This window comes from Limimaricola cinnabarinus, assembly GCF_047631075.1.
Classification (GTDB): Bacteria; Pseudomonadota; Alphaproteobacteria; order Rhodobacterales; family Rhodobacteraceae; genus Limimaricola; species Limimaricola cinnabarinus.
This window is the reverse complement of sequence record NZ_JBLHYX010000012.1, coordinates 36,830-49,305: the sequence shown is the minus strand read 5'-3', so window position 1 is coordinate 49,305 and position 12,476 is coordinate 36,830. Positions and strand designations below refer to the sequence as shown.

The 12,476-nt window shown below is 67.0% G+C and carries 15 protein-coding genes; 5 read left to right on the top strand and 10 right to left on the bottom strand.

Annotated features, from left to right (window positions below; all coding sequences use genetic code 11):
• Positions 1–74 precede the first annotated feature (74 nt).
• Positions 75–293, bottom strand: coding sequence for a YdcH family protein (locus tag ACJASC_RS11255; RefSeq protein WP_415146059.1), 219 nt, complete (start codon positions 291–293; stop codon positions 75–77).
• 159 nt (positions 294–452) lie between these two features.
• Here ACJASC_RS11255 and ACJASC_RS11250 point away from each other — a divergent pair, with 159 nt between their 5' ends.
• Positions 453–872: an Hsp20 family protein gene (locus ACJASC_RS11250; protein WP_021692616.1), complete on the top strand. Its 420-nt coding sequence runs from the start codon at positions 453–455 to the stop codon at positions 870–872.
• Positions 869–1,105 (top strand): DUF1150 family protein, encoded by a 237-nt coding sequence (locus ACJASC_RS11245; RefSeq protein WP_021692615.1) that lies wholly within the window; start codon positions 869–871, stop codon positions 1,103–1,105. The genes ACJASC_RS11250 and ACJASC_RS11245 overlap by 4 nt, the downstream gene beginning before the upstream one ends.
• A 76-nt stretch (positions 1,106–1,181) precedes the next feature.
• Here the strand turns inward: ACJASC_RS11245 and ACJASC_RS11240 are convergent, their stop codons facing one another.
• The 4 genes from ACJASC_RS11240 to trxB form a co-directional block, all read right to left on the bottom strand.
• Positions 1,182–2,120, bottom strand: a complete 939-nt coding sequence (locus ACJASC_RS11240) for a DMT family transporter (RefSeq protein WP_415146057.1) — start codon at positions 2,118–2,120, stop codon at positions 1,182–1,184.
• Positions 2,121–2,386: 266 nt separating this feature from the next.
• Positions 2,387–4,090 (bottom strand): bifunctional sulfate adenylyltransferase/adenylylsulfate kinase, encoded by a 1,704-nt coding sequence (locus ACJASC_RS11235; protein WP_415146159.1) that lies wholly within the window; start codon positions 4,088–4,090, stop codon positions 2,387–2,389.
• 162 nt (positions 4,091–4,252) lie between these two features.
• On the bottom strand, positions 4,253–4,756 hold the full coding sequence (locus ACJASC_RS11230) for an RES family NAD+ phosphorylase (protein ID WP_415146055.1): 504 nt from the start codon (positions 4,754–4,756) through the stop codon (positions 4,253–4,255).
• On the bottom strand, positions 4,753–5,775 hold the full coding sequence (gene trxB / locus ACJASC_RS11225; protein ID WP_415146053.1) for a thioredoxin-disulfide reductase: 1,023 nt from the start codon (positions 5,773–5,775) through the stop codon (positions 4,753–4,755). The genes ACJASC_RS11230 and trxB overlap by 4 nt, the downstream gene beginning before the upstream one ends.
• A gap of 197 nt (positions 5,776–5,972) precedes the next feature.
• Between trxB and ACJASC_RS11220 the strand changes: the two genes are divergently transcribed.
• Positions 5,973–6,473, top strand: a complete 501-nt coding sequence (locus tag ACJASC_RS11220; RefSeq protein WP_021692610.1) for an Lrp/AsnC family transcriptional regulator — start codon at positions 5,973–5,975, stop codon at positions 6,471–6,473.
• Between the two features lie 12 nt (positions 6,474–6,485).
• Here ACJASC_RS11220 and ACJASC_RS11215 read toward each other — a convergent pair whose 3' ends face one another.
• The 4 genes from ACJASC_RS11215 to lgt form a co-directional block, all read right to left on the bottom strand.
• A complete protein-coding gene (locus tag ACJASC_RS11215) occupies positions 6,486–7,274 on the bottom strand; it encodes a Hint domain-containing protein (protein ID WP_021692609.1) in 789 nt (262 codons plus the stop codon).
• 161 nt (positions 7,275–7,435) lie between these two features.
• Positions 7,436–8,203, bottom strand: coding sequence for a peptidoglycan editing factor PgeF (gene pgeF, locus ACJASC_RS11210; protein WP_415146050.1), 768 nt, complete (start codon positions 8,201–8,203; stop codon positions 7,436–7,438).
• Positions 8,200–9,261 carry a class I SAM-dependent methyltransferase gene (locus ACJASC_RS11205; protein ID WP_415146048.1) on the bottom strand — a complete coding sequence of 354 codons (1,062 nt, stop codon included), beginning with the start codon at positions 9,259–9,261 and terminating at the stop codon, positions 8,200–8,202. Before ACJASC_RS11205 ends, pgeF begins: the two co-directional genes overlap by 4 nt.
• Positions 9,258–10,148 (bottom strand): prolipoprotein diacylglyceryl transferase, encoded by an 891-nt coding sequence (gene lgt, locus ACJASC_RS11200; protein ID WP_415146046.1) that lies wholly within the window; start codon positions 10,146–10,148, stop codon positions 9,258–9,260. Before lgt ends, ACJASC_RS11205 begins: the two co-directional genes overlap by 4 nt.
• A 166-nt stretch (positions 10,149–10,314) precedes the next feature.
• Here lgt and ACJASC_RS11195 point away from each other — a divergent pair, with 166 nt between their 5' ends.
• On the top strand, positions 10,315–10,563 hold the full coding sequence (locus ACJASC_RS11195; RefSeq protein WP_021692605.1) for an accessory factor UbiK family protein: 249 nt from the start codon (positions 10,315–10,317) through the stop codon (positions 10,561–10,563).
• 67 nt (positions 10,564–10,630) lie between these two features.
• Here ACJASC_RS11195 and ACJASC_RS11190 read toward each other — a convergent pair whose 3' ends face one another.
• Positions 10,631–11,668, bottom strand: a complete 1,038-nt coding sequence (locus ACJASC_RS11190; RefSeq protein ID WP_415146044.1) for a M42 family metallopeptidase — start codon at positions 11,666–11,668, stop codon at positions 10,631–10,633.
• A 306-nt stretch (positions 11,669–11,974) separates the two neighbouring features.
• On the opposite strand from ACJASC_RS11190, the gene ACJASC_RS11185 reads away from it, so the two are divergent.
• Positions 11,975–12,475 (top strand): type III secretion system chaperone family protein, encoded by a 501-nt coding sequence (locus tag ACJASC_RS11185; RefSeq protein ID WP_021692603.1) that lies wholly within the window; start codon positions 11,975–11,977, stop codon positions 12,473–12,475.
• Position 12,476: the final 1 nt, after the last annotated feature.

Genomic DNA, 12,476 nt, shown 5'->3' with positions numbered 1-12,476 from the left:
GATGCGGGCGGGACTACACCGGCGGCAAGGGTGGCGCAACGGCAAGCACGGTCCCCGCCGGACCGTGCCGCAGCTCAGGCAATGATGTCGGGCAGGATCCGGTCCTCGATGCGGGAGATCTTGTCCTTCAGCAACAGCTTTTGCTTCTTGAGCCTGCGCAGCCGCAGCATGTCGGCCCCACCCCGCTCCTCGAGCGCATGGATCGCCTCGTCGAGATCACGGTGCTCGCTCTTGAGCACTTCGAGCTCCACCCGGAGCACCTCGATCTCTTCCATCTTCGCCGACTTGTTCATGCAGCTGTCCCGAGTGTTTAGGACATCATAGAAGCTGCACTCCGCGCCGCATAGCCCCAGCACTTGCAAGGCGGATTTGCGCCACCCATATTGAGGGTCAGGCGGCTGCCGATTGCCGGGGCCGCTGACGGACGGTCGCTTGGTTTGAGGACGTGTCGCATGACGAAGCTCACATTGGGGACGCACCCCTTCCTTCTGGGGTTCGAACAGCTCGAACGGCTGGTCGAACGTACCGCCAAGGCGTCGGGAGACGGCTATCCGCCCTATAACATAGAGCAGACCTCGGACCGCTCCTATCGGATCACGCTCGCCGTGGCCGGGTTTGCCGAAGCCGACCTGTCGATCACCGTGGAGGACAGCCAGCTCGTGGTGCGCGGACGCCAGTCCGACGCCGGTTCCGAGCGGGTGTTCCTGCATCGCGGCATCGCCGCGCGCCAGTTCCAGCGCAGCTTCGTGCTCGCGGATGGCGTCGAGGTGGGCGGCGCGGTCATGGAGAACGGCCTTTTGCACATCGACCTGTCCCGTCAGCCCGCCGACAGCGTCGTGCAGACGATCCGCATCAAGAGGAGTGGAAAATGAATACCCAGTTCCGCCATCACAAGCTCTCCGCCGATGACGAGAGCAAGCTCGTCTACGTCAAGCCGGTCTGCGTGGCCGATCTCCCCGAGGAGGTGCGCGAACAGGCCGACGGACTCGACACGCTATTCGCCGTGCATGACAGCGACGGCCAGCAGCTCGCCCTCGTGGCTGACCGCAAGCTGGCCTTCACCTTGGCCCGCCAGCACGACATGCAGCCGGTGACGCTTCACTGAGACCTGCCTTGCGGCCCGTCGTCTCGTCCGAGGCGGCGGGCCGTTCTCGTTCCATGGCCGGGCCGGGCGGGCCGCGTCACCGCCGAGGGACGGTCGCGCGGCGCAGGCGTCGCTCTGCCGGAAGACGCGGCAACGGCAGTGTGATCCACAGCAGGCAGGCGAGGATCAGCGCCACGCCGAGCCAGCCCGTGACGGGCAGCCTTTCGCCCACTATCAGCACAGCGAGCAGCGCCGCCACCACCGGCTCGAACAGAGTGATCGTCGTTGCGAGGCTTGAGGCGATGCGCTCTAGCCCGCGGCCGAAGGCAATGTAGCCCAGAAACATCGGCACGATGACCATGTAGGCACCGACCGCGAAGTTTCGGGGGCCGTCGAGAAGCGGCCCGCCCGTCGCGGCCAGAACCGGCATTAGCAGAAGTCCGCCAAGCCCGAAGGTTGCGCCCATCGCGGCCATGGCTGGAATGCGGCGCTGCATCAGCTGGCCCGCAGTCCAGGAATACAGCGCATAGGTCCCCCCCGCCACGAGACCGAGACCGACCCCGAGCGGAGCGTCCGGCGCGATCGCACCGTGATCCGCATCGGCACGGCTCAGCAGGATCATCCCCGCGATGCCGATGGCGGCACCGATTGCCCAGCGTAGGCTGAGCGGGCGGCGCTCCAGCCGGTTTTCGAGGAGCGCGGAGACAAGCGGCGCCGATCCGATCGAGATCACGGTGCCGATGGTGACCCCGGCGAGACGCATCGAGGAATAAAAGGCGAGGGGGTAGATCGCCACGGCGATCGCCCCGACGACCAGCAGTCCCCAGGTCCGGCCCAGCCCCTCGCGGGCGTCGCGGATGGCGCGCCAGGCGATGGCAGCCTGCAGCAGGCCGCCCAAGCCCATCGCCGCGGCGCCGATAGCCGGGGCGGGCACCTCCGGCGCGAGGCTGGCCACGGTGCCGGTGGTGCCCCAGGCAATCGCGGCGAGCAGGCAATAGATCACGCCCATGTCCTGGCCGAGAGAGGGCACGCTCATGACGCCGCCTCGCGCCGGGCCGGGAAGCGGCATCGGTCGTACAAGGCCGGATATGCGGCGGTGTCGGGGGCCTGGTGTGGGCGCGCCGTCCAAGGTCTCGGGCCGGGTGTTTTCATGCTGCTTCCCGAATGAACGGACCGGGCCACATCGCCAGCGGAGGCCTGTGCCGTCAAGGCGGATCGCCTATTCAAAAGAAAACAGCCGGCCCAATGGCCGACTGTCGTTTTTTGGGGGACGGGGTGAAGATCCGTCCGCAATGGCAGGGATCAGCCCGCGATCAGGCCCATCTGCTCGAGCTTCAGGATCACCTGATGCGCGCAGTTGTCGACATCGGTGCCCTCGGTCTCGACCCGCAGTTCCGGGCTCTCGGGCACATCGTAGGGGTCCGAGATGCCGGTGAACTCCTTGATCTTGCCTTCGCGCGCGAGCTTATAGAGGCCCTTGCGATCACGCTTTTCGCACTCTTCGATCGAGGTGGCGACATGCACCTCGATGAAGGCGCCGAAGCTCTCGACATCCTCGCGCACGGCGCGGCGCGTCGTGGCATAGGGCGCGATCGGCGCGCAGATCGCGATGCCGCCGTTCTTGGTGATTTCGCTCGCGACATAGCCAATGCGGCGGATGTTGAGGTCGCGGTGCTCCTTGGAGAAACCCAGCTCGGAGGAGAGGTTCTTTCGCACGATGTCACCGTCGAGCAGCGTCACGGGACGGCCGCCCATCTCCATCAGCTTGACCATCAGCGCGTTGGCGATGGTCGATTTGCCCGAACCGGAGAAACCGGTGAAGAACACCGTAAAGCCCTGCTTCGCGCGCGGCGGCTTGGTGCGGCGCAGCTCCTTGACCACTTCGGGGAAGGAGAACCACTCAGGGATCTCGAGGCCCTCGGCAAGGCGGCGGCGCAGTTCGGTCCCGGAGATGTTGAGAACGGTGGAGTTCTCGGGCACCTCGTCGATCGGGTAGTACTGCGCCTTCTCCTGCACATAGACCATGTGCTTGAAGTCGACCATTTCGATGCCGACTTCCTCCTGATGCTGGCGCACCAGTTCCTGCGCGTCATAGGGCCCGTAGAAATCCTTGCCCTGGCTGTTGTTGCCGGGGCCGGCATGGTCGCGGCCGACGATGAAGTGCGTGAGGCCGTGGTTCTTGCGGATGATCGCGTGCCACAGCGCCTCGCGCGGGCCTGCCATGCGCATGGCAAGGTTCAGCAGCGACAGGTGCGTCGTGGAGGACGGATACTTGTCGAGCACCGCCTCGTAGCAGCGCACGCGGGTGAAGTGATCCACGTCGCCCGGCTTGGTCATGCCGACGACCGGGTGGATCAGCAGGTTGGCCTGGGCTTCCTTGGCGGCGCGGAAGGTCAGTTCCTGATGGGCGCGGTGCAGCGGGTTGCGCGTCTGGAACGCGACGATCTTGCGCCAGCCCATCTTGCGGAAATAGGCGCGCAACTCGTTGGGCGTGTCGCGGCGGGCGCGGAAGTCGTAATGCACCGGCTGCTGGATGCCGGTGACCGGGCCACCGAGATAGACGTTGCCCGCCTGGTTGTGCAGGTAGTTCACCGCCGGGTGTGCGCTGTCGTCGGCGCCAAAGACCTTTTCGGCCTCGCGCGCCTTGTTGGGCACCCACTTGTCGGTGACGGTCATGGTGGCGAGAATCACGCCTTCCTGATCGCGCAGCGCGATGTCCTGACCCGGCTCGACGGACTCGGCGAACTTCTCGGAGACGTCGAGCGTGATCGGCATCGGCCACAGCGCACCGTCTTTGGTGCGCATGGTTTCGACGACGCTGTCGTAGTCCTCCTCGGTGAGGAACCCCTTGAGGGGGTTGAAGCCACCATTCATCAGCAACTCGAGGTCGCAGATCTGGCGCGGGGTCAGGTCGTGGCTGGTGAGGTTGCCGGCCTCGACCTTCAGCTTCTGGGCGGACTCGTAGGAAACGTACAGTTCGGGGATCGGGGCGAGGTTCGAGGCCATCAAGACAATTCTCCAGGGGGGCCGGGGGGTGCTTGTGCCGCTCCTAGACCGTGCGTCGGCCATTGTTCAAGTGGCCGAGGTCGCGAAACGAACCGTTTTCCGCTGATGGCGAACCTTGGGGAACAGACTGGCGCGTCTGATACCGAGGCGCGAACACCTCGCCTAGAGAATGGGCGCGGCAAGACTCCAAGGCTCCGGTGGCCCGGCCAGACGCAGCCCCTTCGTTGCGAACAGAATGACATGGCCATGCTCGGGCGCCTTGCGGGAGGGATAGAGAAAGCCGTCCGGTCCCATGGCGCGCAGATGGTCCGAGGCCCGCCAACTCCGTACCTGTCGTCCCGCGGCCCTGTCATCGGCCCATCGCGACACGAGATCGTCAGGGTCGATCCCGAGCGCCGCACAGACCGCCCGGTCGCACAGATCCGCCAACGCCTTGGACGCGAGATGCAGCGGCCAGATCAGCCGGGGTGGATCGCCGGGGCTCGCATAGCTGGCCATCGCCACGCCTGCGCCCTCGGGGCTCAGCGAAGCATAAAGCGCGGGCTGCCCGTCATGGTGAAAGCGACCCGAAGCCGACGCCACAGGAGCAAGGGGTTCGGCCCCTTCGGCGCAGATGCGCCAAAGAGGGATCGAAAGGGGGCGGAAAATATCCGCCCCCGTCGTCACTCGGCGTCCGCGGTCTGTGGCGCGCCGTAACCCAGCGGCAGGGTCTCGTCCTTGGAATGGCCCGCCACCTCGGCGGCACCCCCGTGCTCGGCGAGGAATTTCTCGGCGTCGAGTGCTGCCATGCAGCCCATGCCCGCGCTTGTTACCGCCTGACGATAGACGTGATCGGTGAGGTCTCCAGCCGCGAACACGCCCGGGATCGAGGTGCGGGTCGACCCCGGTTCGACCTTCACGTAACCGCCGTGATGCGTCTCGAGCTGGTCCTTGACCAGTTCGGAGGCGGGCGCATGGCCGATGGCTACGAAGACGCCCTTGGCCGGGATCTCGGTAATCTCGCCGGTTTGCACGTTCTTGGCCCGCACGCCGGTCACGCCCTTGGGACTGTCCTCGCCCACGACCTCCTCGATCTGGTGGAACCAGAGCGTCTCGACCTTGGGATGCTCGAACAGGCGCTTTTGCAGCACCATCTCGGCGCGCAGCTCGTCGCGGCGATGGATCAAGGTCACCTTGGACGCGAAGTTGGTGAGAAACAGCGCCTCTTCCACGGCGGTATTGCCGCCGCCCAGCACGACGATCTCCTGACCGCGATAGAAGAACCCGTCGCAGGTGGCGCAGGCCGAAACGCCGAAGCCCTTGTAGGCCTTCTCGGAGGGCAGGCCGAGCCACTTGGCACGGGCGCCGGTGGCGAGGATCACCGCCTCGGCCACGTATTCGGTGCCGCTGTCGCCCTTTGCGACGAAGGGCCGCTTCGACAGGTCGAGATCGGTGATGATGTCGGTGATGATTTCGGCGCCCATCTCGCGCGCATGGCCCTCCATCCGCACCATCAGGTCGGGACCTTGCACGGTGGCGTCGCCGGGCCAATTCTCGACCTCGGTGGTGGTGGTGAGCTGGCCGCCCGGCTCAAGGCCCTGCACGAGGATCGGGTTGAGCATCGCGCGGCTCGCATAGACGGCTGCGGTATAGCCCGCCGGGCCCGAGCCGATGATGAGTACCCTGGTGTCGCGGCGCGTGGTCATGGGACGTCCCCTTGCAAGCCTGAAGTCGGCTGCATATAGCCACTGTCCCTGCCGGTGCAAACCCCGCTGCCTAAGCGGTTCTAGACCGTTGCGGCACCTACGTCACGTTCCGGGTCACGATGTTGCGCGTGTGCGCAATATTCTTGCGTTTGTTGCCGTAGTGCCCTAGGTCTGGCGCAACATTCATGGAGACGACGATGCCTGGGGCGAAACTCGACGAGATCGACAGGATGATCCTGGCCGAGCTGCAGGCCGATGGCCGAATGACCAATGTGGAGCTGGCGCGGCGTGTGGGCATTTCGGCCCCGCCCTGCCTGCGACGGGTGCGCACGCTCGAGGAGCAGGGCTATATCCGAGGTTATCATGCCGATGTCGACCCGCGCGAGCTTGGCTTCGACGTCTCAGTCTTCGTCATGGTGCGTCTGGTGAGCCAGTCCGAAGCCGAGTTGTCGGCCTTCGAGGCGCGCTGCGGCGGTTGGCCCCTCGTGCGCGAGTGTCACATGCTCAATGGCGAGGTGGATTTCATCCTCAAATGCGTGGCACCCGACCTGCGCAGCTTTCAATCGTTCCTGACCGGCGAGCTGACCTCGGCGCCCAATGTCGCCTCGGTCAAGACCAGCCTGGTGATCCGAAACGCCAAGGCAGAGCCCGGCGTGCCTTTCGACGTGCTGGAGGAGCGGCTGGCCCGCAAGGCCTGAGGCGAGACCCCCTCAGGCCACCATGTCGAGCTCGGTCGCGCGCAGGCGCGGCAGGGCGGGGGGGCCGAAATCCTCGATTTGCTGCAGATGCGGAAAGCACGACAGGAACAATTCGCGCTCATCGGATAGAAGCCGGGCCAAGCGGGACGGATCGGGGTGATAGCTTGCAACCTCCACGCCATTGGCCAGGAAACGCTCGTGCCGCTCGAAGCCCAGGTGGAACACCGCGACGGCCGAGGGCGGCGTCAACTCCACCACGCCCAGGCCGTCGATCAGGTCACGCGCGGGGATCGCGGCGGCGCGGTGGCCGGTGATCCGCTCGATCGCGTCGCCTTGACGCACCAGCTGCGCCATCGGCCCGAGCACGAGGTCGTGCATGGGCCGGGCGATGCCCAGCGCGTCCGCTGAGATCCGCGTCAGTCGCCCCATCTCGGCGGACTGCCCCGGCACGCCGGTCACCAGCGTCGTGGCGCCGCGCCACAGCAGTGTCCGAAAGCCCCGGCCGACGGTCTTGACGCGGTCGCCCGGCAACAGGTCCTCGACGGCGACGAGACCGCGTTCCGTGGGGACCTGGGCGCCACGGGCGAAGGCCGCCACCGCCTCTTCGAAGATCGGCACGGCAGGGACGACGCGCGTCGTCTCCACGATGTCGCCGGGGCGGTGCGGGCATAGGGTAAGGATTTCGATCCGGCGCATCAGCCCGGTTGCACGCGCCGAGGCGGGCGCGGGGGCGGCGATCGGCACGGGAAGAGGCGCACCGGCACGCGCCGGAACGGTTTGGGGGAGCAGGGGCAGGGCCATGCGATCACCTTTCGGTCGTCACATCGGCTGTCGGCCCCCACCGACAACACCCGAAGATCATTGGGTTCGGCCCCAACATGGGGCCACGGGGTCGTCGTGTCAAAAGATGCAGTTGAAACGGACTGTTTCATTGATGGGCCGCGCCGGACCCCGCCGTGCTCTCAAAGCCGGATGGCCGCGATCATCCGCCCGTAATCGGCTTCGCGCGCATGGGTGGCGCGGCGATAGCTGAAGAACCGGGCCGGATCGGCATAGGTACAGTGATGCGTCCATTCCGCCGAAGCGATGCCGGCCGCGCGCAGCCGCCGCAGGCCGAAGCCCGGCAGGTCGAACAGCAGCCTGTCACCCTCGCCTTGGGCGAAATGCCGCCCCGCCTCATCGTCTTCGCTCAGGAAGGCATCGAGCAGTTCCGGCCCGACCTCGTAGTTGCGCTGGCTGATCGAGGGGCCGATTACCGCGTGAATGCGCTCGCGCCGTGCCCCGAGGCCGATCATCGCGTCGATCGTCCCCTCGAGCACACCCGCCAAGGCCCCCTTCCACCCGGCATGAGCGGCCCCGATGACACCGGTCCCGGCATCCGCGAAGAGCACGGGCTGGCAATCGGCGGTCAGGATGGTGAGCGCGAGGCCGGGCGTCGCGGTGACCAGCGCGTCGGCGTGGGCAGGCTGGTCACTTGGCGCGGTCACGGTCACGACGTCGGCGGAATGGACCTGATGCAGCCCGATCAGCGCGTCCGGCGTGACGCTCATCGCCTTCGCAACCTTGGCACGGTTGATTCGCACCGCCTCGAGCTGATCCGAACTGCCGGGTCCGCAGTTGAGCCCCGCGAACACCCCCGAGGAGGCGCCGCCGGCGCGGCCGAAAAAGCCGTGGCGCAGGGGAGACAGGCTGTCCGCAATGATGATGTCGAGCGGTGTGGCTGCGTTCACGGTTCGGTTCCGGGTGGCGGCGGGGCATTGCACGGATGAAGTGCGGCTACCTTGAACAGGTCGCCCATTTCTTCGGGGTGGGTCAAGCGACGATGTGCGGCGACATGGCGGTCGAGCGCCGCGCCATCGAGCCGTGATGCCAGTGCGCGCGCCCGCTCGGTTATGCCGAGCCGTTCCAGAAACACGCCTTGCGGCACCGGTCCGGCGCAGGCGGCGGGGACGCTGGCGCGGGCGAGCGTCTCGAAATCGACATGCGCGGTAAGGTCGGCCTCGCCCGGTTCGGTCAGTGGATCGACCTTTCGATGGTTGCGCACCGCCTGAAAGCTGTCGCCAGTGCCGCCCCGGCCACCGTAATCGACGATCAGCGCCGCGCCGCCGCTCGCCGCGATGCGGCCGCCGATTTCGCCAATGAGCGCGGGCAGGGCAGGCGACACCTCGACCATGTCGCCGTCCTGCGTGTCGTCGAGCCGGTGTTCGAGATCGGCGAGGGGCAGGGGCGAGGTAAGGCCGAAGACGAGTTCGTCCTCATCGCGCCCGACCACCCGTTCGCGCCAGCCATTGCCGTCCCGGATGAACTGGCGGATCGGCAGCGCGTCGAAGAACTCGTTGGCGATGAGGAACAGCGGCAGTTCTTCGGGGAGCTGGTCGAGCCGGTCGTGCCATGTCGCATGGGGCAGCACGCGCGCCTGCGCGGCGCGCAGGGCGGGCGAGGCCTCGACGAGGTGCAGGCGGGCGGCGTCGTGAAGCCCCGGCACGTGGGCGGTGGCGCGTAGAATGTCGGCCATCAGCGTGCCGCGCCCCGGGCCCGGCTCGGCCAGAACGAAGGCCGAGGGCGCGCCCTGGTCGAGCCAGGCCTGCGCCAGCGACAGGCCGATGAGCTCGCCGAACATTTGGCTGATCTCCGGCGCGGTGGTGAAGTCGCCGCCCGCGCCCAGCGGATCGCGCGTCGTATAGTAGCCGTGCACCGGGTGCAGCAGGCATTCGGTCATGTAGTCGGCCACGCTCATCGGCCCGGTCGCCGCGATGCGTCGCAGCAGGATCTCGCGCAGCGCCGTCATGCGGGCTGCGCTTGGCGACGCCCGGCGGCGATCACCGCGAGCCCCGCGAGGATCATCGGCAGCGACAGGAGCTGGCCCATGGTCAGGCCCCAGCCGTCGACATGCAGCGCGAGGCCCAAGGGGTTGCCCGGACCGACGAACTGCGCGTCCGGCTGGCGCACGAACTCCACCAGGAAGCGGCCGATGCCATAGACGAGAAAGAAAGTCCCCGAGAGCAGCCAAGGGCGTTTCAGCGCGCCCCAGCGGAACGCCATGAGGGTGAACAGCACCAGCAGAAACAGACCCTCGATCCCCGCCTCGTAGAGTTGCGATGGGTGGCGCGCGCATGCCCCCACGATGCCGGCGCAATCCTGCGCCGCCTCGCCGGGAAAGATCACGCCCCATGGCAGGTCGGTCGGGCGGCCCCAAAGCTCGGCATTGATGAAATTCGAGATGCGGCCGAGCAGGATCGCGGGCGGCGTGGCCAGCGCGATGGTGTCGGCGACGCCGCCGAGCGGCAGCTTGTGGCGGCGCGCGAAGATCAGGATCGCGAGGATCACGCCGATGAAGCCGCCATGGAACGACATGCCGCCCTGCCACAAGAAGGGGATCTCCCACGGGCGGGCCAGGTAATAGTCCGGTTGGTAGATCAGCGCGTAGCCCAAACGCCCGCCGCCGATGATGCCGAGGATGATCCAGCTGAGCAGGTTCTCAAGCTCGGGCGGCGTCATGGCGGGGTCGTCCCCGGCCCAGAGCCGGGGCCGCCGGAGCGCCGCGACGGCGAGCCTCCAGCCCAGCAGGATGCCGACGATATAGGCCAGCGCGTACCAGCGCAGCGCGAACTCGAACCCGCCGAGCGAGATCGAGAAGATCTCGGGCGAGATCTCGGGGAAGGGGATGCCATTCATGGGGCGATACCTGCGGCGGCGCGCCGGGGCTTGTCAATCCGGGGTCCCGCGCGGGAGGGGGGCGTCGCTCGCTCGGACGTGAGGCCGCGCGTGGAGGCGTAGCCGCCTTGTCGCGACGCCCGGCGCCGCCCATATAGGGACCAGCCCGAAACAGCGGAGACCCGCCATGCAATCGAAAAACAAGATCTTCGACGATCTGTCGCAGCTGATGACCAACGCGATGGGCGTGGCGCAGGGTGCGAAGGACGAAGCCAACAACGCCATGAAGTCGATGCTCGACCGTTGGCTCGCCGATCGCGACCTGGTGACGCGGGAGGAGTTCGACGCGGTGCGCGCCATGGCGCAGAAGGCGCGCGAGGAGAACGAGGCGCTCAAGGCGCGGATCGTGGCGCTCGAGACCAAGACCTCGAACTGATCGCTTGCGACCGGTCGGATGTGAAACGGGCGGCCCGGCGGGCCGCCCGTTTCACATTTCAGGAGGCTCAGCCCTCGAAACCTTCGAGATAGGCGCTCAGGATGTCGCGGGCGGCCTCGAGATCGGTGCGGTCGACCATTTCGGTGACGGTGTGGATGTAGCGGGTGCCGACCACCACGCCCACGGCGCGCGCACCCGCGGCCGCCTGTTGGGCCGCCGCCCCATCCTGACCGCCGGCGGCCAGCATGGTGCGCTGGAACGGGATCTCGCGCTCGCGGGCGAGGGTTTCAAGATCGGCTACGAGGCCGCGATCCGCAATGAAGCTGGTGTCTCGTACATGCAGGCCGAAGCCCTTGCCCAACACGGTGGTGCGGTCCTTTTCCGGCACGCCGGGCGTGTCGCAGGCCAGCGTCGTGTCGACGCCGATGCCGATGTCGGGGCGCACCTTGTAGGCGGCGGTGCGCGCGCCGCGCAGGCCGACCTCCTCCTGCGAGGTGAACACCACGTGGATCTCGGCACCGCGTCCCTTGTCGCCCAGCCGGCGCATCGCCTCGATCCCGAGCCAGCAGGCGACGCGGTTGTCGAGCGCCTTGGACACGAACCTCTCGCCCATTTCGAGGAAGGGCTCGTCCATCACCACCATGTCGCCGATCCCGACCTTGTCGGCGGCCGCCTTGCCAAGCCCGGTGTCGATGTAGAACTCGCCCACCGCGGGCACCTTCTTGCGCTCCTCGGGTGAGGAGATGTGGATCGGCTTGCCACCGGGGTTCATCACGCCCTTGATGTCGCCCTCATCGGTGCAGACCAGCACCCGGCGCGAGAACAGGTTGCGCGGATCGAAGCCGCCGACCGGCTGCAACCAGAGAAACCCCTTCTCGTCGATATGGCTCACCAGAAAGCCGATCTCATCCATGTGGCACAGCAGCATGATCTTTGGCGCGTCGGGGACGGCGGCGTCGCGGCGGCAGTGAAGGCTGCCCATCGGGTCGGTTTCCACGTGGTCGAACAGGCCGTCGATCTCGGCGGTGATCAGGTCGCGCACCCGATGCTCGTGCCCCGGCACGCCGGGGGTTTCGCACAGGCGCTTCAGAAGGTCGGTGTTCATGCTTGTCTCCGCTTTTGCTGCAGAGGCTGACCCGGCGGCGCGGCGGGTGCAACGGCCTCGTGGCGGAAACCGCAGAATGCGCTGCCGCTGCGGAACCGCAAGCGGGTGATTCGGTTATCCACAGGAAATATCGGGGATGATTCTCGAATCGACCGAATCGGGGCAATTATCCCCAAGAAACGGCTTTACAGCGACTCGGCCAAGACTCACCATATACACCCGGGACAGGCGCTACGGAAGAACCTCCGTGTCATGTGTCTCAGGCTGGTGCCCGACACCCGTCACCGCAAGGAAAAGAGGCCGTCCATGGCATTGTCAGAGCCCTATCTCGACGACGAGATCCACCCGATCGACCTCGTGGAACAGGTCGCCGACCTGCATGAATGGGCGGTCGAACGAGTGGCCGAGGACCAGATCGCCATGACCCTCAAGGGCCAGTGGCGCGACTACGCGGTGACGCTGGCTTGGCAGCCCGCCGATGAGACGCTGCGTCTGGCCTGCATGTTCGAGATGCAGCCGCCCGAGCCGCGGCTGCCGCAGATGCTCGACCTGATCAACCGCATCAACGACCGCTGCTGGGCGGGTGGGTTCACATGGTGGGGCGCGCAGGGAATGATGGCCTACCGCTACGGGCTGGTGCTGTCGGGCGGGCAAATCGCGGGCTCCGAGCAGGTCGACACGATGATCCACACCGCCTTCAACGCCTGCGAGCGGTTCTATCCTGCATTTCAGCTTGTGTCCTGGGCGCATCGCGACCCGGCCGCCGCGATGCAGATCGCCATCGCCGAAGCCTACGGACGGGCCTAGT